Source organism: Capnocytophaga sp. oral taxon 412 str. F0487, from assembly GCF_000271925.1.
GTDB classification, from domain to species: Bacteria; Bacteroidota; Bacteroidia; order Flavobacteriales; family Flavobacteriaceae; genus Capnocytophaga; species Capnocytophaga ochracea.
The window spans coordinates 7,501-32,866 of record NZ_AJZR01000003.1; the positions used below are offsets into that span (position 1 = coordinate 7,501).

28 protein-coding genes are annotated in these 25,366 nt (G+C 41.0%); 14 read left to right on the forward strand and 14 right to left on the reverse strand.

Annotated elements, in window-relative coordinates:
* Positions 1–428 precede the first annotated feature (428 nt).
* From HMPREF1321_RS00295 to dusB, 4 genes are all read left to right on the forward strand, one after another.
* Positions 429–833 (forward strand): DoxX family protein, encoded by a 405-nt coding sequence (locus HMPREF1321_RS00295; protein ID WP_009410544.1) that lies wholly within the window; start codon positions 429–431, stop codon positions 831–833.
* Between the two features lie 3 nt (positions 834–836).
* Positions 837–2,042 carry a GTPase HflX gene (gene hflX, locus HMPREF1321_RS00300; protein WP_009420847.1) on the forward strand — a complete coding sequence of 402 codons (1,206 nt, stop codon included), beginning with the start codon at positions 837–839 and terminating at the stop codon, positions 2,040–2,042.
* On the forward strand, positions 2,023–2,724 hold the full coding sequence (locus HMPREF1321_RS00305; RefSeq protein WP_034575334.1) for a transporter: 702 nt from the start codon (positions 2,023–2,025) through the stop codon (positions 2,722–2,724). Before hflX ends, HMPREF1321_RS00305 begins: the two co-directional genes overlap by 20 nt.
* 127 nt (positions 2,725–2,851) lie before the next feature.
* Positions 2,852–3,835 (forward strand): tRNA dihydrouridine synthase DusB, encoded by a 984-nt coding sequence (gene dusB, locus HMPREF1321_RS00310; protein ID WP_009420855.1) that lies wholly within the window; start codon positions 2,852–2,854, stop codon positions 3,833–3,835.
* A gap of 4 nt (positions 3,836–3,839) precedes the next feature.
* Here the strand turns inward: dusB and HMPREF1321_RS00315 are convergent, their stop codons facing one another.
* The 7 genes from HMPREF1321_RS00315 to HMPREF1321_RS00345 all read right to left on the reverse strand — a co-directional run bounded on the left by HMPREF1321_RS00315 (position 3,840) and on the right by HMPREF1321_RS00345 (position 10,820).
* Positions 3,840–4,973: a DUF2062 domain-containing protein gene (locus tag HMPREF1321_RS00315; RefSeq protein ID WP_009420867.1), complete on the reverse strand. Its 1,134-nt coding sequence runs from the start codon at positions 4,971–4,973 to the stop codon at positions 3,840–3,842.
* On the reverse strand, positions 4,970–5,452 hold the full coding sequence (locus tag HMPREF1321_RS00320; RefSeq protein WP_009420856.1) for a hypothetical protein: 483 nt from the start codon (positions 5,450–5,452) through the stop codon (positions 4,970–4,972). Before HMPREF1321_RS00320 ends, HMPREF1321_RS00315 begins: the two co-directional genes overlap by 4 nt.
* A 75-nt stretch (positions 5,453–5,527) precedes the next feature.
* A complete protein-coding gene (rseP, locus tag HMPREF1321_RS00325; protein WP_009420863.1) occupies positions 5,528–6,859 on the reverse strand; it encodes an RIP metalloprotease RseP in 1,332 nt (443 codons plus the stop codon).
* A 58-nt stretch (positions 6,860–6,917) separates the two neighbouring features.
* On the reverse strand, positions 6,918–7,292 hold the full coding sequence (locus HMPREF1321_RS00330) for a four helix bundle protein (RefSeq protein WP_009410551.1): 375 nt from the start codon (positions 7,290–7,292) through the stop codon (positions 6,918–6,920).
* 54 nt (positions 7,293–7,346) lie between these two features.
* Positions 7,347–8,402: a 23S rRNA (adenine(2503)-C(2))-methyltransferase RlmN gene (gene rlmN, locus HMPREF1321_RS00335; protein ID WP_009420859.1), complete on the reverse strand. Its 1,056-nt coding sequence runs from the start codon at positions 8,400–8,402 to the stop codon at positions 7,347–7,349.
* 104 nt (positions 8,403–8,506) lie between these two features.
* Entirely contained in the window at positions 8,507–9,109 is a 603-nt protein-coding gene (locus tag HMPREF1321_RS00340; protein WP_009420869.1) for a nitroreductase family protein, read from the reverse strand.
* A gap of 253 nt (positions 9,110–9,362) precedes the next feature.
* Positions 9,363–10,820, reverse strand: a complete 1,458-nt coding sequence (locus HMPREF1321_RS00345; protein ID WP_002673787.1) for an MFS transporter — start codon at positions 10,818–10,820, stop codon at positions 9,363–9,365.
* A 902-nt stretch (positions 10,821–11,722) separates the two neighbouring features.
* Between HMPREF1321_RS00345 and HMPREF1321_RS00350 the strand changes: the two genes are divergently transcribed.
* From HMPREF1321_RS00350 to HMPREF1321_RS00360, 3 genes are all read left to right on the forward strand, one after another.
* Positions 11,723–12,154 carry a 2TM domain-containing protein gene (locus HMPREF1321_RS00350; protein WP_009420865.1) on the forward strand — a complete coding sequence of 144 codons (432 nt, stop codon included), beginning with the start codon at positions 11,723–11,725 and terminating at the stop codon, positions 12,152–12,154.
* Positions 12,155–12,181: 27 nt separating this feature from the next.
* Complete coding sequence (locus HMPREF1321_RS00355) at positions 12,182–12,676, forward strand: dihydrofolate reductase (protein ID WP_009420864.1); 495 nt, start codon at positions 12,182–12,184, stop codon at positions 12,674–12,676.
* A 220-nt stretch (positions 12,677–12,896) separates the two neighbouring features.
* Positions 12,897–13,463 carry a 1-acyl-sn-glycerol-3-phosphate acyltransferase gene (locus HMPREF1321_RS00360; RefSeq protein WP_009420853.1) on the forward strand — a complete coding sequence of 189 codons (567 nt, stop codon included), beginning with the start codon at positions 12,897–12,899 and terminating at the stop codon, positions 13,461–13,463.
* A 67-nt stretch (positions 13,464–13,530) separates the two neighbouring features.
* On the opposite strand, the gene obgE is transcribed toward HMPREF1321_RS00360, so the two are convergent.
* The 7 genes from obgE to HMPREF1321_RS00395 all read right to left on the reverse strand — a co-directional run bounded on the left by obgE (position 13,531) and on the right by HMPREF1321_RS00395 (position 20,351).
* Positions 13,531–14,529, reverse strand: coding sequence for a GTPase ObgE (gene obgE, locus HMPREF1321_RS00365; protein ID WP_009420854.1), 999 nt, complete (start codon positions 14,527–14,529; stop codon positions 13,531–13,533).
* A 6-nt stretch (positions 14,530–14,535) separates the two neighbouring features.
* A complete protein-coding gene (locus HMPREF1321_RS11280; RefSeq protein WP_009420850.1) occupies positions 14,536–15,660 on the reverse strand; it encodes an adenylate kinase in 1,125 nt (374 codons plus the stop codon).
* 18 nt (positions 15,661–15,678) lie between these two features.
* Positions 15,679–15,993 carry a type II toxin-antitoxin system RelE/ParE family toxin gene (locus HMPREF1321_RS00375; RefSeq protein WP_009418921.1) on the reverse strand — a complete coding sequence of 105 codons (315 nt, stop codon included), beginning with the start codon at positions 15,991–15,993 and terminating at the stop codon, positions 15,679–15,681.
* On the reverse strand, positions 15,977–16,219 hold the full coding sequence (locus HMPREF1321_RS00380) for an addiction module protein (protein ID WP_009420845.1): 243 nt from the start codon (positions 16,217–16,219) through the stop codon (positions 15,977–15,979). Before HMPREF1321_RS00380 ends, HMPREF1321_RS00375 begins: the two co-directional genes overlap by 17 nt.
* A 122-nt stretch (positions 16,220–16,341) precedes the next feature.
* Positions 16,342–17,025: a metal-dependent hydrolase gene (locus tag HMPREF1321_RS00385; protein ID WP_002673809.1), complete on the reverse strand. Its 684-nt coding sequence runs from the start codon at positions 17,023–17,025 to the stop codon at positions 16,342–16,344.
* 76 nt (positions 17,026–17,101) lie between these two features.
* On the reverse strand, positions 17,102–18,130 hold the full coding sequence (menA, locus tag HMPREF1321_RS00390) for a 1,4-dihydroxy-2-naphthoate octaprenyltransferase (RefSeq protein ID WP_009420844.1): 1,029 nt from the start codon (positions 18,128–18,130) through the stop codon (positions 17,102–17,104).
* 424 nt (positions 18,131–18,554) lie between these two features.
* Entirely contained in the window at positions 18,555–20,351 is a 1,797-nt protein-coding gene (locus tag HMPREF1321_RS00395) for a chloride channel protein (protein WP_009420852.1), read from the reverse strand.
* A gap of 455 nt (positions 20,352–20,806) precedes the next feature.
* On the opposite strand from HMPREF1321_RS00395, the gene accD reads away from it, so the two are divergent.
* From accD to HMPREF1321_RS00430, 7 genes are all read left to right on the forward strand, one after another.
* On the forward strand, positions 20,807–21,664 hold the full coding sequence (accD, locus tag HMPREF1321_RS00400; RefSeq protein ID WP_009420861.1) for an acetyl-CoA carboxylase, carboxyltransferase subunit beta: 858 nt from the start codon (positions 20,807–20,809) through the stop codon (positions 21,662–21,664).
* 52 nt (positions 21,665–21,716) lie between these two features.
* The gene (locus HMPREF1321_RS00405) at positions 21,717–21,956 is read left to right on the forward strand and encodes a hypothetical protein (RefSeq protein WP_009417173.1); all 240 of its coding nucleotides are present in this window, start codon (positions 21,717–21,719) and stop codon (positions 21,954–21,956) included.
* A complete protein-coding gene (locus HMPREF1321_RS00410) occupies positions 21,934–22,221 on the forward strand; it encodes a type II toxin-antitoxin system RelE/ParE family toxin (RefSeq protein WP_009417180.1) in 288 nt (95 codons plus the stop codon). The genes HMPREF1321_RS00405 and HMPREF1321_RS00410 overlap by 23 nt, the downstream gene beginning before the upstream one ends.
* Positions 22,222–22,319: 98 nt before the next feature.
* Positions 22,320–23,348 (forward strand): diphosphomevalonate/mevalonate 3,5-bisphosphate decarboxylase family protein, encoded by a 1,029-nt coding sequence (locus tag HMPREF1321_RS00415; protein WP_009420848.1) that lies wholly within the window; start codon positions 22,320–22,322, stop codon positions 23,346–23,348.
* A 99-nt stretch (positions 23,349–23,447) separates the two neighbouring features.
* Positions 23,448–24,248, forward strand: coding sequence for an SDR family oxidoreductase (locus HMPREF1321_RS00420; protein ID WP_009420849.1), 801 nt, complete (start codon positions 23,448–23,450; stop codon positions 24,246–24,248).
* A gap of 12 nt (positions 24,249–24,260) precedes the next feature.
* A complete protein-coding gene (fsa, locus tag HMPREF1321_RS00425; protein ID WP_009420860.1) occupies positions 24,261–24,914 on the forward strand; it encodes a fructose-6-phosphate aldolase in 654 nt (217 codons plus the stop codon).
* Between the two features lie 36 nt (positions 24,915–24,950).
* Positions 24,951–25,366, forward strand: a 416-nt coding sequence (locus tag HMPREF1321_RS00430; RefSeq protein WP_009420851.1) for a Type 1 glutamine amidotransferase-like domain-containing protein, incomplete at its 3' end; no start/stop codon positions are given.

The following is a 25,366-nucleotide window of genomic DNA, read 5'->3' on the forward strand; positions in this document are numbered from 1 at the left end:
TTTTATATACCCTTTCTATACCAATCGTCCAAGATTCGTATAAGCTTCCTATAAGCTCTCTATAAGCTAACCCCACCCTCCTAACAGCCTTTTTTTGCCAAAACCCCTCTCAACTCTCTTCCGAACTTTTTCGTTTCCTTCCGAACCTCTCAATCTTCCTCTATTTTCTAATTCTCTCATTTTCTAATTTGCTAATTTTCTCTGCCTGTCGTCGCTTTTTCATCTCAAACTTTGGCAAAGTTTAAAACTTTGCCAAAGTTGATTACTAGCATTATTGGCATTATTGGCATTTCTAGTTTTATTGCCATTTATCTCATTTTCTAATTCTCTAATTTGCTAATTTTCTCTACCTGTCGTGCTACGAACTTGCTAATTTGCTAATTATTCCCTATCTTTGCCCCCGTAAACTTAAAAAACCCTTTTATAAAATGAAAAACAAAGATTTTGGACTCCTCGTCCTCCGCCTCACCATAGGCTTGCTTATGCTTCCTCACGGCATCAACAAATTACTACACGCCGATGCCTTTGGATATGTTCAAAGTACCTTAGTAGCCAAAGGTCTTCCCACCTTCATTGCCTATGGGGTATATCTTAGCGAAATCATCGCCCCTATAATGATTGTATTAGGCTTCCGAACCCGTTTAGCCGCTCTTATAATGGTACTCGGCGGAATTAGTACGCTCTTTTTGGCGTATGGAGGTCAAATTACCGCAGTTACGGCTCACGGTGGTTGGGCTCCTGAACTCCCTGGACTATTCCTTTTCGGTGCTTTAGCTTTGTTCTTTACCGGAAGTGGCAAACACGCCATTTCCTCTCGCCACAAATGGGATTAACGAATGTTAGAACAAATCAATCTTACCTACGAGAAAGTAATACTTGTAGGGATTATCAATCAAACACAAACCGAAGAAAAATCTAAGGAATATTTAGACGAACTCGAATTTCTTACTTACACAGCTGGGGGTGAAGTGCTCAAACGCTTCACCCAAAAGCTTGATGTGCCTAACCCTAAGACCTTCATCGGCACCGGTAAGATGGAGGAAGTACAGCAATTTGTTGAAGAAAATGAGGTAGGTACTGTCATCTTCGACGATGAACTCACCCCTGCTCAACAGAAGAATATCGAGCGTATTCTCAAAGCAAAGATATTAGACCGCACAGGGCTTATTCTCGATATCTTTGCTCAGCGTGCACAAACCAGCTATTCGCGCACACAAGTCGAATTGGCACAATACGAATACCTCTTACCGCGCCTTACGGGATTATGGACGCACCTCGAACGTCAGCGAGGCGGTATCGGTATGCGTGGTCCTGGTGAAACCGAAATCGAAACCGACCGCCGTATCGTGCGCGACCGTATTGCCCTGCTCAAAAAGAAACTCACCGCTATCGATAAGCAAATGGCTACTCAACGCAGTAATCGCGGAGCATTAGTGCGTGTGGCGCTCATCGGCTATACCAACGTAGGCAAATCAACTCTAATGAACGTGATAAGCAAAAGCGAAGTCTTTGCCGAAAACAAGCTCTTTGCCACCCTCGATACCACCGTGCGCAAGGTTGTGATTGAGAACCTACCGTTCTTGCTCAGCGATACCGTAGGGTTCATTCGCAAACTGCCTACCCAGCTCATCGAGTCGTTTAAAAGTACCCTCGACGAGGTACGTGAAGCCGATTTGCTCTTGCACGTAGTTGATATTTCACACCCCAACTTCGAGGAGCATATCCAATCAGTAAACCAAATATTAGCCGAAATTCACAGCGCCGATAAACCTACCATTATGGTATTCAATAAAATCGACGCTTATACAAACGAAGAAATAGCCGAAGACGATTTGGCTACCCAGCGCACTACAAAACACTTCACCCTTGAAGAATGGAAACAAACTTGGATGCAACGAATGGGGCGCGATGTACTCTTCATTTCGGCACTCAATAAAAACAATCTCGAAGAATTCCGTGAGGTGGTGTACGAAAAGGTAAAGGAGATACACATAACTCGCTTTCCTTTTAATAATTTTTTATATGAAAAAATCGAAGAATAACCTATTTTTACTCCTTTTGTGCCTGTGCTGCACTTCTTTGGCTATTGCTCAAAGTGATGAAAACATTAACACCGATCGCCCCGACCAAAGTGAAGGGGTATACACCCTGCCCAAAGGTCAGTTTCAAATAGAAAATGGTTTAGTTTTCAGCAAAGAAGAAAGCAGTGCGAATCTAATGTTACGCTACGGACTCATCACAAACACAGAAATCCGTTTAGAAGGCGATTTCGACCTCCGTACCCCCGATTTTAGCAGTACTACCTTCAGCGTAAAACAGCGTTTGTACGAATCCGAACAGCGTTTTATCCCCTCAGTAGGGCTCATTGGCTATGGGCAATACAGCAAAACAGATGCTAAAGCCTATACTTTCGATGCTTGCTTAGCGTTCGAGAGTTCCCTCACCGATGCACTTTCATTAGCTTATTGCGCTAGTAGTTCTGGACAATTTGAAAATTTGGATGTTACCGCCCAAATCAATTATGCTCCCAACAATAAGTTTTGGACTTTTGTAGAATATTACGCCTCCTATAATGGCACGCGTGCTCCTGAGCATAATATCAATGCAGGAATTGCGTACCTCCTAAAACCTAATTTTCAAATAGACCTCAGCGGAGGGCGTACCCTTTGGCAACCAGAAGCTCAATATTTTGTAGGGGTGGGAATAGGATATTTATTCATTTAACAATATGCAAAATTTCGCCCGAAGTATGGCTTTTGCATCTCTAATTCCCCTCGCAGAGAGAGCAGGAAGAAGTTTCTTCATTATTAATTATTAATCACTAACCATTAACAATTAATCATTAAAAAAATTGCCTAAAATAGGAAACATAGATTTAGGAGATTTCCCTTTATTGCTTGCACCTATGGAAGATGTAAGCGATCCTCCCTTTCGTCGCCTTTGTAAAATGCACGGAGCTGATATGCTTTACAGTGAGTTCATTTCCTCCGAAGGACTCATACGCGACGCCATTAAAAGCCGTCAAAAGTTAGATATTTTCGATTACGAACGTCCCGTAGGCATACAAATTTTTGGAGGTGATGAAGAAGCAATGGCGCTCTCAGCTAAAATCGTTGCCACTGTAAACCCCGATTTAGTAGACATCAACTTTGGTTGTCCTGTAAAGAAGGTTGTAAGCAAAGGCGCAGGAGCGGGGGTATTGAAAGATATCGATTTGATGGTGCGCCTTACCAAAGCAGTCGTAAACAGTACCCATTTACCTGTAACCGTAAAAACGCGTTTAGGCTGGGACGAGCAAAGTATCAATATAGAAGAAGTAGCTGAACGTCTGCAAGATGTAGGTATCAGCGCGCTTACCATTCACGCCCGTACCCGTAGCCAGATGTACAAAGGTCACTCCGATTGGAGCTATATTGCCAAAGTGAAGAACAATCCTCGTATCCATATTCCTATTTTCGGTAACGGCGATATCGATAGTCCTGAAAAAGCCTCAGAATACCGCAATACTTACGGTGTAGACGGTATAATGATAGGTCGTGCAGCCATTGGTTATCCGTGGATATTTAATGAAATAAAGCATTATTTTGCAACGGGAGAGCTTCTCCCCTCCCCTACTATATCCGATCGTGTAGAAGCTGCTAAAAACCATCTATTATGGTCGGTAGAATGGAAAGGTGAACGACAAGGAGTGTTGGAAATGCGCAGGCATTATGCTAATTATTTTAAGGGGATTCCTAATTTTAAAGAACATCGCCAGCGATTAGTAACGTTAGATTCCTCAGAAGAAATAATAAGAGAACTCGAAGTAGTGAGAGAATTAAAAAGGGAAGTCTAATAATCTAAGCTTTTTTACTTCTTATTTTTAATAAACCATAGGTAAGCATTCCTAAAACAAATGAAGCAGTAATCGCTAAAGTAAAACTCCCTACTAAGTATTGCAATAAATTGTTTTTGATGTATTCCATTGTGGTGAGGTCACCTTGCGGAAGAATCGTGCCCCCCACAAAAAAAGTACCTATTTTAAGAGAAGTGAAAATAAGCACCGGTATCATTGGGGGAATACTCACATTCGAGCATATAAAAGCCAATGTTTTGTTCAAATTGAAGAATACTGCCAAAGTAATAGTAAGTATGGTTTGAAATCCCCAAAAAGGCGCAATACCAAAGAATACGCCTAATGCTACCGAACCTGCCTTCACACTATCACTGCTGTCGCTCTCTAAAATATCTTCTTTAATAAAACGTTTGAGACTCTTTTTTTTGGCATCTCTAAAGAAATTACGCGGTTTGATATAGAAAAGCGCAATGAGCACCAACACGCTGTTCAGCACACTGATACGCATAAAATCCCTAAACGGACGAAAATGCGAAACTCGTTCTTCGGGGTCGTACAACACTTGTATAGGTACATTCTTCAGTTGTACCCCATTCCAACTACTGCGCACTAATATCTCTATCTCAAACTCAAACTTTTCGGTGTAATATTTCTTAGGAATGTGATGCAAAGGATATAACCTATATCCCGATTGCGTATCAGGAAGATTGACACCCGTTTCGAGGTGAAACCAGAAGTTAGAAAATTTATGCCCAAAACTACTTTTCTTAGGCACCCCGTCTTGGGTCATATTCCTACTACCTACCAATAGAGTAGATTCACTTTCAGCTTCTATAGTAGCTATAAATACAGGTATATCTTCGGGGTAATGTTGTCCGTCGGAGTCGATGGTAACGGCATAGTCGTACCCTAAATCGCGGGCTTTGTTAAAGCCTATGCGGAGGGCGTTGCCTTTGCCTTTGTTCTTAGGAAGATGAATAATAGTGAGCTCAGGGTAACGAGCGAGTATATCGGGAGTAGCATCTGTTGCACCATCATTCACTATGATAATGTGAGAGGTATAGCGCAACACCCCATCAATCACACGAGCGAGGGTTTTAGCATTGTTATACGTAGGAATTAAAACGCAATAGTTCATAGCCCCATTTTCTTTTTCTCTTCGTCGTTAAACACTTTCGACTTCTTTACAAACCCTGCTATATACTTTTGTAGTTCACGGGTTTGCTGAGCGTAGTGTGCGAGTATAAAATCCTTATCGTCAGTGATGTCGTTGCGATAGGGTACTACTTTGGGCAAGTGTTCTTGCACACTGAGGCGTATAAGGTGGAGTTCAGCGTTTTGAGGTTGCTGGTTGAGAGCATTTTCTAACAGCGGTTTGCCTTCTTTGAGCAGGGCAATACGATTGCCTCCAAATTTTGCTAATATCATCTTACTCGCCCCTTTATAAGCACTTAGCACCACATCAGTAGTAGGAGTATTAGCTATCAGCTCTGCAAAAGCTACAGCGTTTTCTTTGCTATCGGAAGCCGTAGTATAGGCAACGCGTACTTTCTCAAGGCTCTGCGCTTGCAGTGCTCCAAAACTCAAGAATAATATGATGAAGTAGATGTGTTTCATTTAGCCTATAAGTTTTTCAACTTTGCCAAAGGTGCGAGCCACACGGGCAGGAAACTTTGGCAAAGTCTTACCTAATTACTTGTTAAATATCGCTCTATACAGGTCGCTACCATTGGCATATAGTAAAAGGGCTATTAAAATAACAAAACCTACCATTTGGGCGTGTTCTAATACTTTTTCACTCGGTTTTCTACCCGTTACCATTTCGTAGAGGAGGAATACCACGTGTCCCCCGTCTAAGGCTGGGATAGGTAAAATATTCATAAAGGCTAGGGCAATAGATAGGAAAGCAGTAATATGCCAAAAAGCGAGCCAATTCCAAGACGATGGAAAGAGCTTTCCTATAGAACCAAAGCCTCCTACTTCACTGGCTCCCTTCTTGGTAAAGATAAATTTAAACTGGGCTACATAGTCGTGTAGCACATTGTAACCGTATGCAATTCCGTGACCGAGAGTTTCTCCTAAACTGTAAGTCTTATGAGTAAATTGTACCTCACCTTCGGTTTGCATACCGCTGATACCTATTTTTTTATTACTGTCGGGCAGGACGCTGAGGGTCATTGGCTTTCCGTTGCGCTCAATAGCAAAAGTGACTGGAGTGTTTTCAGGAGCCATTGCAAGAGCAGGGGTTACATCGGAGAAATAGTAAATAGGTTCTCCATTGATGCTTAACAACTTATCGTCCTTTTGTAAACCTGCTTTGGCAGCTGGTGATTCGGCGAAAACCGTATCGATAATGGGTTTTACTTTTACACTAAAAGGAGTTGTTTCTCCTCGTAAATAGAGCATCTTCCCAATAGAATCGGGGAGAGATAGAGTACGCACAGTTCCGTCTTGTCCTTTTACGGTAAGCTCACTGGTATTGCGCAACAAGATATATTTACTTACATCGGCTACGCTTTCTAAGGGTTTACCATTGATAGCGGTTACAATATCGCCGTTCTGGAACCCATAAGCACGCATTGTGCGGGTTACTGCAAAACCTTCCTTAATACCTTCGGGTTTGAGCTGGTCTTGCCCCCAAGTGAAGAGTATCATCGCGTAGATAATGAAGCCTAAGAGCAGGTTTACCGTTACACCACCTACCATAATGATAAGGCGTTGCCACGCAGGTTTAGAACGGAACTCCCACGGCTGTGGAGGTCGCGCCATTTGCTCTTTGTCCATACTCTCATCAATCATACCGGCAATCTTCACGTAGCCACCCAACGGTAGCCACCCAATGCCGTATACTGTTTCGCCTATCTTCTTCTTAAAAAGGGCAAACTTCACATCGAAGAAAAGAAAAAACTTTTCTACTCTTGTTTTGAAGAGTTTAGCAGGTATAAAATGTCCTAACTCGTGTAGGACTACTAAAATTGAAAGACTCAGAATCAGCTGAGCCGCTTTTATTAAAAATACTTCCATTCTTTTTTAGGCCATAGGCATTAGGCCTTAGGCCACAGGGGGGGGTAGGATAATATAACTATTGCGTATTACTTATTGTCAAACTTTTTTGTAAAGAAGTAAGCATTTTTCCTACTTCTTTTATTAAACCAAAAGCTCTTTCAATATCTGAATTGTTTAGATAATTAATTTTTACACAAAGCAATAATTGTGTTTCTAATTCAGCATTTGAACCTTTGGCGACAGATAAAAAATGAGTATATTCTTTAATTGAATATCTCCCTCTTCCTTCAGCAATATTACTTGGAATAGAGATAACAGCACGTCTCATTTGGTCACTTAAAGCAAATTGTTCTTCTTTAGGTAGTTTCTTAACTAAGTTATAAACTTCAACTACAAGATCCATTGCTTTTTGCCAAACAATTAAATCTTTAAAGTCTTTAATATCATTCATAGGTTTCAGACCATAGGCATTAGTCCTCAGTCCACAGGTTTTAAGATAATGTTCCTAAGACCTATTGCCTAAGGCCTTTTTATTTGCTAATTGTCCGCAGGCGGCATCGATGTCTTTACCACGGGAGTGGCGAACGGTAACGGTGATGCCTGCCTCTTCAAGCATTGTTTGGTAAAGTTCAAGCGCTTTAGGGTCGGCTTGTTGAAATGCTCCATCGTCAATAGGGTTGTACTCAATGAGGTTTACCTTAGAAGGGGCAAACTTACAAAACTTTATCAGTGCTTCTACGTCCTTCTTCTGGTCGTTGATACCCTTCCACACTACGTACTCATAAGTAATACGGTTTTTGGTTTTTTGATACCAATACGCTAAGGCTTCGCGTAGTTCTTCCAGTGGAAATTGTTCATTGAAAGGCATAATGCCCGTGCGCACACTACTGATAGCCGAGTGCAAAGATACAGCTAATTTGAATTTTACCTCATCATCAGCCATTTTTTTTATCAATTTGGGGATACCCGAAGTGGATAGCGTAATGCGTTTAGGCGACATTCCTAAGCCTTCAGGCGAAGTAATCTTGTCGATTGCCTTCAATACATTATTATAGTTCATCAGTGGTTCGCCCATTCCCATAAATACTATGTTAGAGAGCGGACGACCAAAGAAAGCGCGACTTTGCTCATCGATTACCTTTACTTGGTCGAATATCTCATCGGGGAGGAGATTGCGCATACGTTTTAAGCGAGCAGTGGCACAAAACGAACAGTTGAGACTACACCCCACCTGACTGGATACGCAAGCGGTGGTGCGAGTATCGGTAGGAATTAGCACCGACTCTACTAATAACCCGTCGTGCAAACGCACAGCGTTTTTAATCGTACCATCGTTACTGCGCTGCATCACATCTACTTTGATATGGTTGATGTTAAAATGTTCGCTGAGCATCTCGCGTGTAGCTTTGGGCAGTGAGGTCATCTCCTCGAAAGTATGCACGCCTTTCTGCCACAACCATTCGTATACTTGGTTGCCACGAAAAGGTTTATCGCCATTGCTCTCGAAGAAAGCGCGAAGTTCGTCTTTGGTCAGTGCGCGTATGTCGCGTTTTTGTTGCATATAATCTTGTTAAGAATGAGGCTTTGCCTCAGAAATCTTACAAATCAATTCAAATCAAACAAAGAAGTATAGCTTTTCAACTTTGGCAAAGTTTACGACTCTAATTATAATTTAAAATCCTTTACTACTTCTTCTAACGGCAAGCGCGATTTTGGGCGCAAGTGCAACTGATTGCTATCCTCGGGGTCGCGATAGCCTATCGCCACCGCAAAGAGCGTAGTGTATTGAGGTTCATTCAGAAGCTTGTCGTATTCGGTATTAATGATGCCTTCCATAGGGGTACTATCGATGCCCATAGAAGCACACGCACTGAGAAAAAAGCCTAATGCAATATACACTTGGTTGTTTATCCACGCATAAAGTCCTACATCACCTTTGGGTTTCTGCACTTTATGATAGAAGTTGAGTCCTGTTTCGGTAGCAGCTTTAGCGAGCTTTTTCTCAAATGAAGGCAAGGCACTATTCGCCATAAACACTACTAAATGGCTGGCTTGCTTCACGCGTTCTTCATTGATGAACGACGCTTTGGCGAAAGCCTCTTTAGTAGCTTCATCACTTATGAACACAAATTGCCAAGGCTGTGAATTGATAGACGAAGGAGCGAGGCGTAATATCTCTTTGAGCTTAGCGATATCCTCATCGCTTACGCGCTGAGAGCTGTAATGTTTAGTAGTATAGCGAGTTTGTGCTAATTTTAAAAAATCCATAGTGTTTTGTTTTTAAGTTTAACTTTTAATTTCAAGGTGCAAAGGTACGGCGTAATTAGCAATTTAACAAATAAGGAAAAAGGTAAAAGGTGTGGCAGGTGAAATATAGTTAAAAATCAAGAGGTTATTCGAAGGTCATTCGAATCTAAGGCTACGGTAAGACGAAAAAAACTCCGCTCTCGATGGCTTTCTCAGAGAGGTAAAGGCAACGAGAGCGGAGTTTAACGTAAGAGTAAGAAAAAAGTTAGATTTATTAAATTGATTCTTTTCTTACCATTATTTTGTTATAGGCATATAGTGATAGGGCAGCAAAGACCCCTATTCCACAAATAAGATACCACATTTTGTTGGGGTTATAAGTATTCCAAAGCAAATCGGTGATTTGAGACTGACTGAGACCTAACTTCTGACTTGCTAAATCGAAATATTCCTTTTTAGTGAGGTTTTCGGGCATTGCAATGGCTTTATTTGTGAGTTCGGTTTTTAGTAAAGTATATTTATCAGACCATTTTTCGTATAAATCACCAGAAATAAGTCCTGCAATATAATTACCTACCGCCACAGGCAAGAAATAAGTACCTTGATAGAGGGCTTCCTTCCCCTTAGGGGTGATTTGAGCAATAAAAGCTGAAAGCGTAGGGCTAGCAGCCATTTCGCCTATGGAGAAAATCATAGTGCCTATAATGGTAAACCACACATTATTGAACATAAAAGTGAGCGTTACCCCTATGGTTCCGATAATCGTACCGCGAATCATTGCGCTTACGTGAGTCATTTTGGTTACGAAATAGGATACAACTACCTGAAAGAAGATAATCATAAATGAATCGATATTGATGAACCATTCGGCTTTTACTTGTCCTTTTTCGGTGAGGATAGTGCCTAAGAAAGGCAAATGATGGTTAATCCACGCACTTACTTTGGAGGAATCTACCCAATCTTCGATAAAATTAGGCAGGGTGTAGAACAGCTGGTTGAACATCGTCCAAAAACCGACCATCAGTATGAGCAATATGGTAAGGCGACGGTCTTTGAGTGCCTCTATAATGTGCATTATGGATTCTTTGATTTCGGTGAGAATAGGTTTGCTGTCGCGTTGTGCCATTTTAGGTTCTTTGAAAAAGAATAAAACTACCAGCAGGTTGATAACCATTACCACCGCGGCTTGCAGGAAGATAATGCGCCAACCGAGGGTAGTGCGTAGGTAGGACGACATTGCAGGACCTAAGAAGCCCCCGACGTTCACCATCATATAAAAGATACCGAAGCCCATTGTACTGGTGCTTTCATCGGTATTGCGAGCAACGGTACCGTTGATAACGGGTTTGAAGAAGCCCCCTCCAACGGCGGCAAAAAGGAACATCATATACATCGACCAATAGGTGTTTACTTCACCCATTAGGTAATAGCCTATCGCCATTATAGTACAAGAAATGACCAAAGAGAGTTTGTAGCCTATACGGTCGGCTATCACGCCAAAGACAAGTGGCAAAAAGTACTGTATAGCGGTTACGTTGCCTATAATACTTCCTTTTTCGGTATGCGAAAGACCCAATCCGCCTTGGTCAGTTGAAGCTACTAAATACAAGGGGAGAAGGGTAAAGATACCGTAGAAGCCCCAACGTTCCATCAGTTGGAGGAAACTTGCTACCCAGAAGTTGGGTGAGAAAGTTTTGAGTGTTTGACCGAAGGATTTTTTATTTTCTGACATAGTTCATTTATTTTTGATATCTGTTTGAAAAGGCTCTGAGAATCTCAAAGTTTGAAACTTTGGTTAAGTGCAAGGGGCATCACGTTTTACCTTTTGATTCATAGTATATCCTGAATTAAAGTGCAAAAATAAAAGCATTTTTGCTTCTATAAAAATAAAAAAGAGGTTTTATACAAAGGGAGTTGGAGATGTTATAAATATAACAATGCTCATAATGCCATAATTCAACTTTGGCAAAGTTTAAAACTTTGCCAAAGTTCGAGACGAAAAAGCGATGACAGCCAGAGAAAATTAGCAGATTAGAAAATGAGAGAATTAGAAAATAAAGGAAGATTGAGGGGTTCGGAAGATATCGAAGGAGTTCGGAAGGGAGAGTTTTGGGAAAAGGTAAAAGATGAGCTGTATTTTGGGTGGGGTTAGCTTATAGAGAGCTTATAGGAAGCTTATACGAATCTTGGACGATTGGTATAGGAAGGGTATGTGAAAAGTTGATTCATAATACAATACAACAACGCTAAAAATGTTAAAAACGGGGTTTCGAGGCGAAAGAAAGAGGAATCCTCACCCCGTCCCTCTCCAAAGGAGAGGGGGAGTGTAGCGACGGAAAATCAAAAGAAACCTCCCCCTTGCCCCCTTCAAAGGAGGAATGTGGCGACGGAAAAGAGAAGAAATGACGAGTGACGAATGATGAATGACGGAGGTAATGTGAGGTTATAGTGGCGACGGGCAGTTGTAGCACGGCTGGTAAATTAATTAGCAAATTTATGTGAGGTACACAGGCGTTTTATTAATAGCAGATGAGCAGATGAGAAGTGACAAAAATAATATAAATAGTGTATAATTCTTTCGTAGATAGCATATTTTTCTTACTTTTGCCCCAAAATCTTAAAAACAGATATAGAATGACAGACACTCAACTCACTCCCGAACAATATGAACTTTTCAAAAATGCTGAAAATCGTCTCAAGCAGAAACGATTGTTATATCTTCACTTCTTTGTCTTTGTGTTAGGCTCTATCTTTTTTGTAGTAGCCAATAAGGTATTAGACTACGGAGCGACCTATAATTGGTATTTGTGGGCGATACTCTTGTGGCTTTTCATCTGGCTGTGGCACGCTATGAATGTATTTGTTTTGCATCGCTTCTTAGGAAAGGAATGGCAAGAAAAGCAACGCGAACAACTGATAGCAGCTCAACAGAAAAAACTTATAAAGATGGAAGCCGCAGTAGAAAAAGAGTTTGCCACACAAAAGGAACAAGCAAAACGTGAATTGGCAGCTGAACAGGCTGAGAAAGATAACGAGCAAACCAATACGTCGTCTACAAACTTTTAACTGTTCACTTTTCACTATTCACTAAATATGATAACTCTTATAGCTGCTGTTGCCGAGAATAACGCTATTGGCAAAGGTGACCAACTGTTATGGCATTTGCCTGAAGATTTTAAGCATTTTAAACGCCTCACAACGGGACACTGCATTATAATGGGGCGGAAGACTTTCGAGACTTTCCCGAAGCCTTTGCCTAACCGTATACATATTGTTATTACGCGCCAGAAAGGGTATGCGAAAGAGGGAGCTGTGGTGGTTTCTTCAGTTGAAGAGGCGATAGAAAAGGCTTTGGCAATAGACCCTAACCCTTACGTGATAGGCGGTGGAGAAATCTATGCGCAAGCCCTCCCCTTTGCCGATGTGATAGAACTCACACGGGTACATCACACTTTTGCCGAAGCTGATGTATTCTTTCCTGAGTTTAACCGTGAAGAATGGGAATTAGTTGCCTCTGAGCGTTTTGAAAAAGACGAACGGCACGCTTATGGGTTTACTTTTGAAAGATACGTCGTAACACGGTCGTAGCACGACGGGCAGCCGTAACACGGCGGGCAGTCGTAGCACGACAGGCAATTTTGTAGGGATTATAATAATATACCAATACTGGTAGTGAGATAGAAAATATTACGCGTAGAAGCGAGTTAGTCGTAGCACGACAGGCAATTTTGTAGTGATTATAATATACCAATACTGGTAGTGAAATAGAAAATATTACGCGTAGAAGCGAGTTATAAATAGAATAAAGATGAAAAAATGGATTGGCTCCTTAGCCTTATGGCTAATGGGGTGGAAGATAGAATTACAAGGTGATTTGAAAACCTTAAACCGCTGTGTGTTAGTAGTAGCACCACATACTACTAATTGGGAGTTTGTTTTGGGAATCTTAGCTTATTGGAAGATGGAAAAACCGATTAAACTCATTATAAAAGATGCGCATACCAAAGCGTGGTACGGCTGGTTAGTGCGCAAGTTAGGAGGGATTGGCATCGACCGTTCACAGCGCAATCACTTGATAGAACTTGTTACTGAACTCTTTAAGAAAGAAGACTTTAGCTTGGTAGTAACCCCTGAGGGAACGCGTTCTAAGGTGAACAAGTGGCGTATGGGCTTCTATCATATAGCTCTTTCTGCCCAAGTACCCATCGTTTTAGGTGCTGGTGATTTTAAGAAGAAAATGATATACATCGGGAAGACCATTAGCTTAGAGGACTTACAAACGCTCCCACAAGAGCAAATAATGGAGGAAATACAGAACTTTTATAAGGATATTACTCCTAAATACCCCGAACAGTGGAACCCTAAGATTTATTGATGTGAAAACAGTCGTTATAAGGAATTGAATAATATAAAAAGTCAGCTTTTATAGCTGACTTTTTATATTATTGTATCATTTCCCAAAGTTTGTCTTTCAGTTGCTGAATACCTTTGCCCGATACCGACGAGATAAACAAGAAAGGCGTATCACCTAATCCTGTTGCTACTTCTTGCCGAATGGCTTCGGTGAGCTCGTCGTCTAACATATCCGATTTTGAAATGGCTATGAGGCGGTCTTTGTCCAATAGTTCAGGGTTGTATTCTTTGAGTTCGTTGAGCAAGATGTGGTATTCAGCAATGATATCCTTGCTGTCAGCGGGAATGAGGAATAGCAATACCGAGTTGCGCTCTATATGTCGCAAGAAGTAATGCCCCAAGCCCTTGCCTTCGGCAGCTCCCTCTATAATCCCAGGTATATCGGCTACTACAAACGATTGGTAATCGCGGTTTTGCACAATACCCAAGTTGGGTTTGAGGGTTGTGAATGGATAGTCGCCTATTTTTGGCTTAGCAGAAGTAATTACCGATAGCAATGTAGATTTGCCCGCATTGGGGAAGCCTACAAAACCTACATCGGCTAACACTTTTAACTCTAAAAGCAACTCGCGTTCTTCACCAGGGAGACCTGGTTGGGCGTAGCGCGGGGTTTGGTTGGTAGCGGTGCGGAAATGCCAGTTGCCTAATCCCCCTTTGCCACCGCGCAAAACGATGATTTCTTGTCCGTCTTCTGTAATTTCAAAGAGTACTTCTCCAGTTTCAGCATCTTTAACAATGGTTCCTAAGGGGACTTCCAAAGTGATATCTTTACCGTCGGCACCAAAACTACGGTTGGCTCCTCCGGCTTCTCCGTGTTCGGCACGAAAGTGCTGCTGGAACTTGAAGTGTATGAGCGTCCAAAGGTGTTTATTGCCACGCAAGATGATATGCCCTCCTCTACCGCCATCGCCTCCATCAGGACCGCCTTTGGGCACGAACTTCTCGCGGTGTAGGTGCATAGAGCCTGCACCTCCTTTGCCAGAGGCAGCGTATATCTTTACGTAGTCGGTGAAATTGCCTTCGGTCATTGGGGATTATTCAGCTTTAATTTTGTCGATGGTCTCAGAAAGGCGGGTAGTAATTTCTTCGATAGTACCTATACCATTAATCGTGTGATATTTACCTTGCGTTTGATAGAAAGTGATAAGAGGAGCTGTTTTTTCGTTATATTCAGTGAAACGGTTGCGTATTTTCTCTTCGTCTTGGTCATCAGTGCGACCGCTCACTTTACCGCGCTCTACCAATCGTTTGATGAGTATCTCGTCATCAGCTTCCAAGGCAAGAGTGCCGTGAATGCGCATTCCTTTGTTGTCTAAGAAAGCATCGAGGGCTTCGGCTTGTGCGATAGTACGAGGGAAGCCGTCGAAGATAAATCCTTCGGCATTAGGGTTCTTTTCAACTTCCTCTTGTAGCATTTGTATAGTAACTTCATCGGGTACGAGGTCGCCTTTATCCATATACGATTGAGCGAGTTTGCCGAGTTTGGTTTCGTTCTTGATATTATGACGGAAAATATCACCGGTAGAGATGTGTACTAAGTTGTATTTGTCTTTCAAAAAAGCGGCTTGGGTGCCTTTGCCAGCTCCTGGTTTGCCGAAAAGTACTAAATTTGTCATAGTTAATGAAGTGTTTAATTGATATACTTGGGGTAGGTTGCGCGCTATCTCGTCAAAATCCAATCCATAGCCCACGATAAAGCGGTTAGGGATAGGTTTGCCTACATAGTCTATTTTGAGGTCTTTTTTGTAGGCATCGGGTTTGAAGAAGAGGGTAGCCACGCGGAAAGAGTTCACCTTTTTATCTTCGAAAATGCGGTAAATTTCTTCTAAAGTGTTGCCGGTATCGATAATGTCTTCCAAGATTACCACATCACGTCCTTCCACTGGGGTAGAAAGCCCTATGAGTTGGTGTATTTTTCCAGTAGACTGGGTGCCTTTATAAGACGCCATTTTTACAAATGATATTTCACATTCGCCTTTGTAGTGCCTTAGGAAGTCGGCTGCAAACATAAAAGAGCCATTCAGTATGGCGATAAAAATGGGGCGTGATTCTTGCAAATCTTGATATACCTCACTTGCCATTCGTTCGGTAATTTGGTTGAGTTCCTCGGCAGATACGTAAGGCTCAAAAGTCTTATCGTGTAATTTTATCAGTTCCATTGTTTAGTCTTTAGTCGTTTAGAAATTGATTCTGTTGAATACTTTTGCAGAGTTTTCTTTTTGATGTGAAAAAGAATAAATGATTACATTCCTCATCTCTTCTTCAATAATGTAATATATAGCTATTTTATACTTTTTGGTATATAGTATTCTTAAAGCTTTATATTTTTTCGGACATATAAAGGGCATAAATCTAAGGTAGTCCAAATTATGCTGAATATCATCATAAACTTTATCAGCTAACCCTTGTTGTAGTATATCGTATTTAGCAATAATACTTTTCAATTCTTTCTTAGCTTCTTCAGAAAAAAATAAGTTATATTCCAAATTCATTTCTTATTTCTCTTTTTACTTCTTCATATGGAATTAATAACTCTGGGTGATTTTTGTATTTTTCAATACGTTCATCTAACATCTGTTTTTGTGCTTCAGAAATGTCATATTCTTCTTCCTCTTCCCAAGTAGCTCTTTCACGTAAAAAGCGATATTCCTCAATAGGAATAACGGCTAATATGTCATTCCCTTCGAAATCTTTGATATATTGTACAGCTGAGTTCATAACAAACTATTTAATTGTGGATTTAAATTGCAAAAGTAATCAATTTTAATGAATGAGCAAAATCTGTTTTTTCTAAATATTGTAAAGAGCAAAGCTATAATAAACGTCGCTTTCCTCATAATTTATACAAAAATAGATTGTCCTATATCTGTTAATATCAGCTCTTTGCCTTTTGCCTTAAAACTCCTCTTTGCTAAATCCTTATCATCTAACTTAATGAGGTTAAAAGTGTCGTAATGATACCCCAACACCTTGTTGCATTTCACAAAGTCCGAAGCCATAATAGCGTCTTCCACGTCCATTGTAAAGTTACCTCCAATGGGCAATATAGCTAAGTCCAACTTATAACGCACTGGTATAAGTTGCATATCAAAATACAAAGCCGTAGCCCCCGATACGTATACCGTCTTTTCCAAAGTTTTAATTACAAACCCACAAGCGCACCCGCCGGCAGTGCCATTTTCAAAGGTAGAAGAATGCAATGCTGGTACCATCTTCACCGACCCAAATGGGAAACTGTACAACCCTCCCAAGTCCATAGGGTGCGAATTTTCTATTCCCAAATTAAAAAAGTAATTAGAGATTTCAAAATTCGAAATGATCTGCGCTTTCGTGCGCTTAGCTATCTGCTCCACGTCCGATATATGGTCTTGTTGCGCCGAGGTTATCAAGATGTAGTCAGCAGGAATCGTATTGATATCTATATGGCTTGCCAAAGGATTATTAGCAATAAAGGGGTCTACAAGCAAATGTGTATCGCCTATTTTGATGCTCACACACGAGTGTCCGTAATAAGTTACCTCCATAGTTATTATGTTTTTTAGTGTATTTATTTAATATATATAACGTCCGTTACTATCTCCTTCTTTCGTTTAACTCTCCTTAAAATATATGTATCAAAATCCCCACAAAAAAGAGTACCGAAAGCAAAAAAGTACTCAGGGCTACTATCTTTAATTCTTTATCAAGCTGTTTGAGTTCCGTATTTCGTTTTATGGTGAGTAAATGTCCTATTAAAGGCAGAAAAGCAACTAAGTACAGAAGCTCCCAGCGCATTTGCAAACGCATCACCGAAAAGCCCAACATTGCCACCATCGCCAATATAACTAAATAATAATGATAATATTTAGCCATCGGAATTCCCATTTTCACTACCAATGTATGTTTGCCCGAACGCTTGTCGTTCTCATAATCGCGCATATTGTTTAGGTTCAGCACTGCTACACTCAGTAAGCCAATAGCTATAGCGGGCAACCATATAACCTTATTCAAGCTCTCTGTGTATAAGAAATAACTGCCTACCACGCTCACTAACCCAAAGAACACAAACACAAATAGGTCACCCCAACCCCGATACCCATAAGCCGATTGCCCCACAGTGTACTTGATAGCCGCTACCACACACAGCACTCCTAAAACAAAAAACACCGAGATATATAACAAATTTTCTCTTCCAAAAGCCGTATAAATAAGCACCGTAGCCGAAAATAACGACAGTAAAGCAGTGATAAGTACAACCCTCTTCATCTGCCTACGCGTAACTCTCCCACTCTGCAAAGCTCTTGTAGGACCTATACGGTGCTCATTGTCCGTGCCTTTTACCCCATCGCCATAATCATTGGCAAAGTTCGAAAGTACCTGAAACAAAATAGTGGTAAGCAGTGCCCAACCAAAAATCTCCCTCCTAAAAGCATAAGGGTCTTCGCGAAATGCCAAAGCACTCCCCGTGATAATCCCCGCAACCGATAAGGGTAAGGTGCGCAACCTCGCAGCTTTCAAAAGAGTTATGATATCCATAGAGCCTGCAAAATTACAAATACTAATGACAAATACAATAATATATTCTAATAATTCTTTTTGCTTTATACTTTTCTCTAAAAAGGATTTCAATAACCCTGCTCCAACTTTCAAAGCTCATAGAGATTACTAAAAAAGATATTTATTTCGTTATGAAGATGATTTTTGGAATGTTTTTCTATAAAAATAGTGTTTGTGTAGAAATGTATAGATATAGCTATCGTCCAAGGTTCGTATAAGGTTTGTATAAGATACCTATAACAAGAACTTTTTTCTGTTTGGTTTCTCTATATTATAGCCTATCCGAATTTACGCACTACACTTTGGCAAAGTTTTAAATTTTGCCAAAGCTGATTGTACTGATAACCAACTACTTTTTCGGCATTCGTAGGGGTAAAGCTTGTAATAGCAGAGTATGTGAGGCTATTCACCCTTCCAAAAAACAAGCCTTTTTATTCGCAATCTATTTTTGTTTGACTATAAAACACTTGTATTAGCTTAATTCTATATCTTGATTTATCTTTTACCTTTTTAGCTCTTACTGCGTAAAATATATCAATTTCCTTCTATAAATGCTCAACAACTTCGATTTGGAAATAAACCCTACGTACTTACCGTCCTTCACTACGGGCAAGTTCCACGCACCAGTATGCTGAAACTTATCCATTACGGTGCTCATCTTGTCCTTGCCCATTTCTATGATGGCAGGTGGTTTTTGCATTAGTTCTACGGCAGGAATCTTGTCGTAATAGTTCGTTTCAAAAATCAAGTGTCGTATGTCGTCAAGCAGTATCACACCTTGTAGCGTACCTTTTTCGCGGTCGAGTACGGGGTAAATATTGCGGTTCGACTCGCGCACAGCATTGTACACCACCTCACGAAGTTTCATATCGGTATATACGGGAGTGAAATTGTGTTCCACCACTTGGTCAAAATCCATTAGGGTGAGTATCGATTGGTCTTTATTTTGCGAGATGAGTTCTCCTTTTCTGCCTAATTCCATCGTATAAACAGAATATTTATTAAAATATTTGGCTACCAAAAACGATACCGCAGCAGTGAGCATCGCCGGTACTAAAAGCGAATAACCTCCCGTTACCTCGGCGATGAGAAAAACAGCCGTAAGGGGTGCGTGCAATACCCCCGTCATCAGGGCAGTCATTCCCACCAAAGTGAAGTTCGGTAACTCTGCTTTATAGCCCAAAATAGGAAACTCGTTGATGATGCGCGCCAAGCAGTTCCCCATCACTCCCCCCATAAACAGCATAGGCGAGAAGATACCTCCTACCCCTCCCGCACCAAAGGTGAGCGAGGTGGCAATAACCTTTGCAAAGGTAAGTGCAGCCAAAAGTAGGATAATCACCCACGCATTCGATAAGTCCCAACCAAAAATATTACTACTCAGTGATAGTTCGGGGTGACCTTCTTTCAGGTGATTGATAATCTCGTGTCCTTCACCGTAAAGCGGTGGCATTATGTAAATAAGCAACCCCAAAAGAGCTCCGCCTACTACTATTTTTAGCCAAGGAGAAGTGAGTTTCTTAAAAGCAGCATTCATTTTCTCGTATACATAGGTAAAGTAAGCCGACATCAATCCGCCTACCACGCCTAAAAGAATATAAAAAGGAATACCTTGCAATGAAAAAGCTCGCGTGATGGTTATGGGTATTAACACTTCACTGCCAAAGAAGAAATAGGAAGTGAATACCCCACAAAGGGAAGCGATAAACAGTGGTATGAGTGACGAAAGCGTCAAATCCAACCCAAAAACCTCAATAGCAAACAGTATCGCCGCAATAGGCACTTTAAAAATAGCTGCCAAAGCCGCCGCACAAGCACACGCCAAAAGCAACATCCGGTTAGATTGATTAATGTGAAAAAACCTGCAAATATTGGAACTAATACCTGCCCCCGTTACTACCATCGGGCCTTCTAACCCCACCGAACCTCCAAAACCAACAGTAATAGGTGCTGTGAGGATACTGCCATACGCCTGAAAGCGCTTCATTATCCCTTTTTGGTGGGCTACTGCATAAAGAATCGAAGGGATTCCGTGGTTCACATCGTGCCGTATCACGTATTTTTTTACCAAATACACAATGGCAAAGCCTAACATTGGGAGGATAAAGTAAAAACTATAAGTAATAGTTTGAGCGAGCTTGTCGTCTAGCAGCCACTGAATAAGATGTGTAAACGAGCGCATTGCCAAGGCAGCCAATCCCGTAGCAATGCCTATTATTCCACTGAGAATAAGGATAAAACGCCTATCCGAAATATGCTTTACACGCCATATCAAAAGGCGTTTAAGAAGATGTTGCTGGTGATGGGTCGTCATTATACTTTTCTTAAAAACGGTGCAAAAATACAAAACAAATCTCAATACACCAATTATTCTTCACCTTACCTTCTCCATAGGTTCAATCATTCTGCGCTTATTCTTCATCTGCCTATGTGGCTCGCACCGTCTTTTGTCCCTCTTTCCTCCACTGATTCTTAATCTATTAGTCAGCGTAGAGCCACTGTAGACCCACTGTAGACCCACTGTAGACCCACTGTAGACCCACTGTAGACCCACTGTAGACCCACTGTAGAGCCACTGTAGAGCCACTCATCGTTCGCCTTATCTTCGTCTTTCCGTCGCTACATACTTTGCCAAAGTTGAAAATCACTCAAAAAACCTATCTTATCTTCACCATTAATCATTAACCATTAACCACTAACCACTAATTCTTCTTTTTTGCTATTTCAAAAAAACTTTGTACTTTTGCACTTTACTAAAACAGAATAATTATGTCTTGGTTTAAAAGAACAGCAAAAGGAATACAAACCTCTACTGAGGAAAAGAAAGATATCCCCAAAGGATTATGGTTTAAATCACCCAGCGGTAACATCGTCGAACAGGACGAGTTAGCTTCCAACTTCTATGTAAGTCCCGACGATGGGTATCACGTGCGCATAGGTAGTAAAGAGTACTTCCAGATATTGTTTGATAACAACGAATTTCAAGAACTCGATGCCAATATGAGCTCTAAAGACCCTTTAGAATTTGTCGATACAAAACCCTATACCCAACGTTTGGAAGAAGCTACTCAAAAAACAAACTTAAAAGATGCCGTGCGCACTGCCGTAGGAAGCTCTAAAGGTAAGTCTATTGTAATAGGCTGTATGGATTTCGCTTTCATCGGTGGTTCTATGGGGAGTGTAGTAGGTGAGAAGATTTGTCGTGCGATTGATTATGCTATCAAACACCGATTGCCTTTCTTGATGATTTCTAAATCAGGAGGCGCACGTATGATGGAAGCCGCTCTTTCACTAATGCAAATGGCTAAAACGTCTATTAAACTCGCTCAGTTAGACGAAGCCAAACTACCTTACATCTCGCTTTGTACCGACCCTACAACGGGAGGTATCAGTGCATCGTTTGCAATGCTGGGCGACATCAATATAGCCGAACCAGGGGCTCTTATTGGTTTTGCAGGACCTCGCGTAGTGAAGGATACAACAGGGCAAGACCTCCCCGAAGATTTCCAAACAGCAGAGTTCTTACTCGAACACGGCTTCTTGGATTTTATCGTAAATCGCAAAGAGCTCAAAGACAAAGTGAATTTGTACATCGATTTGGTGATGAACCGCGCTGTGAGAGCTTAAAATATAGGCGGCTCGCACCTTTGGCAAAGTTGAATCCCTAAAACCTAACAATGTGAACACACTTATATTAAATAAAAATATCGACTTTGAGCAGTATCAACAAATAGTTGATTACTTTGCTACCATAGGAATTGAGGTAACCAATCCTTACGAATATCCTTCTCTAATAACAAATGAGGATAAACAAGCAATTGCCTTAGCGCGTGAAGACGTCGAAAAAGGCAATTGGATAGACGGAAAAGAATTATTCGATAACATCAGAAAAAGATATGCGAGTAAGGTGGTCGGGTAAGGCTAAGACAGAGCTAGAAAACACTTTAGATTTCTGGAGTGAGAACAATAAATCTGACTCTTATTCTGAAAAAATAGCAATTGAAACTGAAAAAGTTCAGAAAGAAATAGAAGAAGACCCCTATTTTTTAGCTAAATACATAGAAGAAGATAATGTTTATCAGCGAATTTTCTTTAAAGGAAGATTTTTACTCTACTATGAAATTAAAGGAGATAGTGTAATAATTCTCAGATTCAGAAGCACTAAACAAAAACCCTTGTTTTAGTTCTTAGTATTCTAATAAAAACTAAAGTAATATGAGTCAGTAGTTTCCTACTATTGCCTATACCCTAACGCCTATGGACTAAGTCCTATTGCCTAAATATGATTTCTTTCAGAGCACCGAGTAATATAGCCTTAGTAAAGTATTGGGGTAAGAAGGGGGAACAGCTCCCTGCGAACCCTTCTATCAGCTTTACACTCACGCATTGTTATACCGAAACTTCTATTGAATATGAACGTAGGAGTGAATCTTCTATTGCCTCAGGCGAACCCTTTTCATTCGATTTTAGCTTTGAAGGACAACCCAAACCTTCTTTTCACCCTAAAATCCATACTTTCTTTGAGCGGATTGTAGCTTACTTGCCTTTCTTAAAGGACTATCATTTTAGTATTGCCTCACATAATTCTTTCCCTCATAGCAGTGGTATTGCCTCTTCTGCAAGCGCAATGGCTGCCCTCTCAGTATGCTTAATGCAAATTTCTAAAGAGTTAGGAGAGACTTCCACAGAAGAAGCTTTTTGGCAAAAAGCCTCTTTTTTGGCGCGCTTGGGTTCGGGCAGTGCCTGCCGAAGTGTACAAGGCAGTATAGTAGTATGGGGCGAACACCCTGCCATTATAGGAAGTTCCGATGAATATGGTATACCCTATCCCCTACCCGTTCACGAAGTTTTTCAAAATTATCAAGATACTATTTTGCTCATCGATAGAGGTCAGAAGCAAGTCAGCAGTACCGTAGGTCATAACCTAATGCACGGTCACCCTTTTGCTGAGGCGCGTTTTGCACAAGCCAATGAGAATATCAATAAACTTATCAGAAGTTTTGCTTCCGGTGATGTAGAGCGTTTCATAGAAGTAGTGGAAAGTGAAGCTCTCACTCTGCACGCAATGATGCAAACCAGTATTCCATACTTTATTCTGATGCGCCCCAATACGTTAGAAGTGATTCAGTGCATATGGCAATACCGTAAAGAAACGAATATCCCACTTTGTTTTACGCTCGATGCAGGGGCTAATGTACATCTGTTATACCCTAAAACTTCTACTACGGAAGTAAAATGGTTTATAGAAGAGGAATTAGCTCAATTTTGTGAAGGACGACAATATATTCACGACGAAGTAGCTACTATTTAGCCCGATTTCTTCTCCGTTGATTTTAACCCTTTTTTTGATAATTCCACATATTTGCTAATTGGCAAATTATTCCTACCTTTGCACAAATTTCTTAAACGAATGAACAAAACTGTTCTCATCACTGGTGCTACATCGGGCATAGGCAAAGAAACCGCCTTGTTACTTACCTCCAAAGGCTTTTTGGTCTATGGAACAGCGCGCAATGTAGAAGGCAAAAACTTGCCTTTTCGTCTCTTGCCAATGGACGTGCGAAACGAAGCTTCTATCAAAGAAGCGGTACAGCAAATCCTCACCGAAGTAGGTCGCATCGATATACTCATCAATAATGCAGGTGTAGGTATTACGGGTGCCGTAGAAGAACTCCCTACCGAGCAGTTGCATAACGTTTTCGCTACCAATCTCTATGGTGCTATAACTGTGATACAACAAGTCCTCCCAGCAATGCGCTCTCAGGGAAGCGGACGTATCATCAATATTGCCTCTATTGCAGGCTATATGGGCTTACCTTTCCGTGGGGCTTATTCAGCCAGCAAAGGTGCTCTCCTCCTGATGAGTGAAGCTCTACGTATGGAAGTTAAGTCTTTTGGTATAGAAGTCTGTACCATTTCCCCAGGCGATTATGCTACCGATATTGCTTCTCGCCGTTACCATACCCCTGTAAACGAAGGTTCTCCTTATGCCGAAGTCTATGAAAAACAACTCCGTCTGATGAACAAGCACGTCGATAGTGGTGGCGACCCCAAAGAAATGGCAGACAAAATACTGAAAGTCATCAATACCAAACACCCAAAAGTGCATTACAAACAAGGTGGTTTCTTGCAGAAGTTCTCCATTGTCCTCAAACGACTCTTGCCGAGCAAATCCTACGAGAAAATGCTAATGAAACACTATCAATTATAAATTAATAACATTATGAAATTTTTTATCGATACAGCGAATTTATCGCAAATTCAAGAAGCCCAAGATTTGGGTGTGTTAGACGGCGTAACCACTAATCCGTCGTTAATGGCAAAAGAAGGTATCACCGGCAAAGCCGCGATACTAAAACATTATACTGATATCTGCACTATCGTAGAAGGCGATGTTTCTGCCGAAGTAATCGCCACCGATTTTGAAGGTATTGTGCGTGAAGGTGAAGAACTCGCTGCCCTTCATCCTCAAATAGTAGTGAAAGTACCGATGATAAAAGACGGTATCAAAGCCATTAAATATTTCACCGATAAGGGTATCCGTACCAACTGTACGCTGGTATTCTCAGCAGGTCAGGCACTTTTGGCAGCCAAAGCAGGGGCTACTTACGTGTCGCCTTTCATCGGTAGACTCGACGATATCTCAACCGACGGTCTTTCGCTCATCGAGGACATACGTCTCATTTACGACAACTATAATTTCAAAACCCAAATTCTTGCAGCCTCAGTGCGCCATACGATGCACATTCTCGAATGCGCTAAAATAGGAGCCGATGTTATTACTGCCCCTCTTTCAGCAATCACCGGACTCCTCAAACACCCTCTTACCGACAGTGGCTTAGCACAGTTCTTAGCTGACGCCAAAAAATTAGGATAATTAACACAAATGAAAAAATTAGGATAATTAACACAAATGAAAAAATTATTTTTAACCTCATCATTCAGTTCAGTAGCAAAATTATTTGAAGATTTTGCAGGTGAACCCGTAAAAGGAAAGAAACTAGCATTTATTCCAACAGCAAGTTTGGTAGAAGAAGTGCGTTTTTATGTCGATGACGATAGAAAAGCCTTTGAAAAATTAGGTCTTATCATAGAAGAATTAGAAGTTTCTACCGCTACTACCGAAGAAATAGCTACAACATTAGAGCGAAATGATTATATTTTTATCTCTGGAGGAAATACTTTCTACCTAATGCAGGAACTAAAAAAGAAAGGAGCCGACAAACTACTTATTGAACAAATTAATAATGGAAAGTTGTACATAGGTACTTCAGCAGGTTCTGTCATTGCCTCTCCTACTGTTGAATTTGTTAGTGATATGGACGAAAC

Coding starts and splice junctions, on each gene's coding strand:
- HMPREF1321_RS00385 (WP_002673809.1), bottom strand. CDS start 17,025: ATGGAGGTAACTTATTACGGACACTCGTGTGTGAGCATCAAAATAGGC.
- HMPREF1321_RS00315 (WP_009420867.1), bottom strand. CDS start 4,973: ATGAACTATTGCGTTTTAATTCCTACGTATAACAATGCTAAAACCCTC.
- rlmN (WP_009420859.1), bottom strand. CDS start 8,402: ATGCAACAAAAACGCGACATACGCGCACTGACCAAAGACGAACTTCGC.
- fsa (WP_009420860.1), top strand. CDS start 24,261: ATGAAATTTTTTATCGATACAGCGAATTTATCGCAAATTCAAGAAGCC.
- hflX (WP_009420847.1), top strand. CDS start 837: ATGTTAGAACAAATCAATCTTACCTACGAGAAAGTAATACTTGTAGGG.
- HMPREF1321_RS00295 (WP_009410544.1), top strand. CDS start 429: ATGAAAAACAAAGATTTTGGACTCCTCGTCCTCCGCCTCACCATAGGC.
- accD (WP_009420861.1), top strand. CDS start 20,807: ATGTCTTGGTTTAAAAGAACAGCAAAAGGAATACAAACCTCTACTGAG.
- obgE (WP_009420854.1), bottom strand. CDS start 14,529: ATGACCGAAGGCAATTTCACCGACTACGTAAAGATATACGCTGCCTCT.
- HMPREF1321_RS00320 (WP_009420856.1), bottom strand. CDS start 5,452: ATGAAACACATCTACTTCATCATATTATTCTTGAGTTTTGGAGCACTG.
- HMPREF1321_RS00415 (WP_009420848.1), top strand. CDS start 22,320: ATGATTTCTTTCAGAGCACCGAGTAATATAGCCTTAGTAAAGTATTGG.
- HMPREF1321_RS00380 (WP_009420845.1), bottom strand. CDS start 16,219: ATGAACTCAGCTGTACAATATATCAAAGATTTCGAAGGGAATGACATA.
- HMPREF1321_RS00330 (WP_009410551.1), bottom strand. CDS start 7,292: ATGAATGATATTAAAGACTTTAAAGATTTAATTGTTTGGCAAAAAGCA.
- HMPREF1321_RS11280 (WP_009420850.1), bottom strand. CDS start 15,660: ATGGAACTGATAAAATTACACGATAAGACTTTTGAGCCTTACGTATCT.
- HMPREF1321_RS00345 (WP_002673787.1), bottom strand. CDS start 10,820: ATGTCAGAAAATAAAAAATCCTTCGGTCAAACACTCAAAACTTTCTCA.
- HMPREF1321_RS00410 (WP_009417180.1), top strand. CDS start 21,934: ATGCGAGTAAGGTGGTCGGGTAAGGCTAAGACAGAGCTAGAAAACACT.
- HMPREF1321_RS00375 (WP_009418921.1), bottom strand. CDS start 15,993: ATGAATTTGGAATATAACTTATTTTTTTCTGAAGAAGCTAAGAAAGAA.
- HMPREF1321_RS00355 (WP_009420864.1), top strand. CDS start 12,182: ATGATAACTCTTATAGCTGCTGTTGCCGAGAATAACGCTATTGGCAAA.
- HMPREF1321_RS00395 (WP_009420852.1), bottom strand. CDS start 20,351: ATGACGACCCATCACCAGCAACATCTTCTTAAACGCCTTTTGATATGG.
- HMPREF1321_RS00350 (WP_009420865.1), top strand. CDS start 11,723: ATGACAGACACTCAACTCACTCCCGAACAATATGAACTTTTCAAAAAT.
- HMPREF1321_RS00305 (WP_034575334.1), top strand. CDS start 2,023: ATGAAAAAATCGAAGAATAACCTATTTTTACTCCTTTTGTGCCTGTGC.
- rseP (WP_009420863.1), bottom strand. CDS start 6,859: ATGGAAGTATTTTTAATAAAAGCGGCTCAGCTGATTCTGAGTCTTTCA.
- HMPREF1321_RS00420 (WP_009420849.1), top strand. CDS start 23,448: ATGAACAAAACTGTTCTCATCACTGGTGCTACATCGGGCATAGGCAAA.
- HMPREF1321_RS00360 (WP_009420853.1), top strand. CDS start 12,897: ATGAAAAAATGGATTGGCTCCTTAGCCTTATGGCTAATGGGGTGGAAG.
- HMPREF1321_RS00340 (WP_009420869.1), bottom strand. CDS start 9,109: ATGGATTTTTTAAAATTAGCACAAACTCGCTATACTACTAAACATTAC.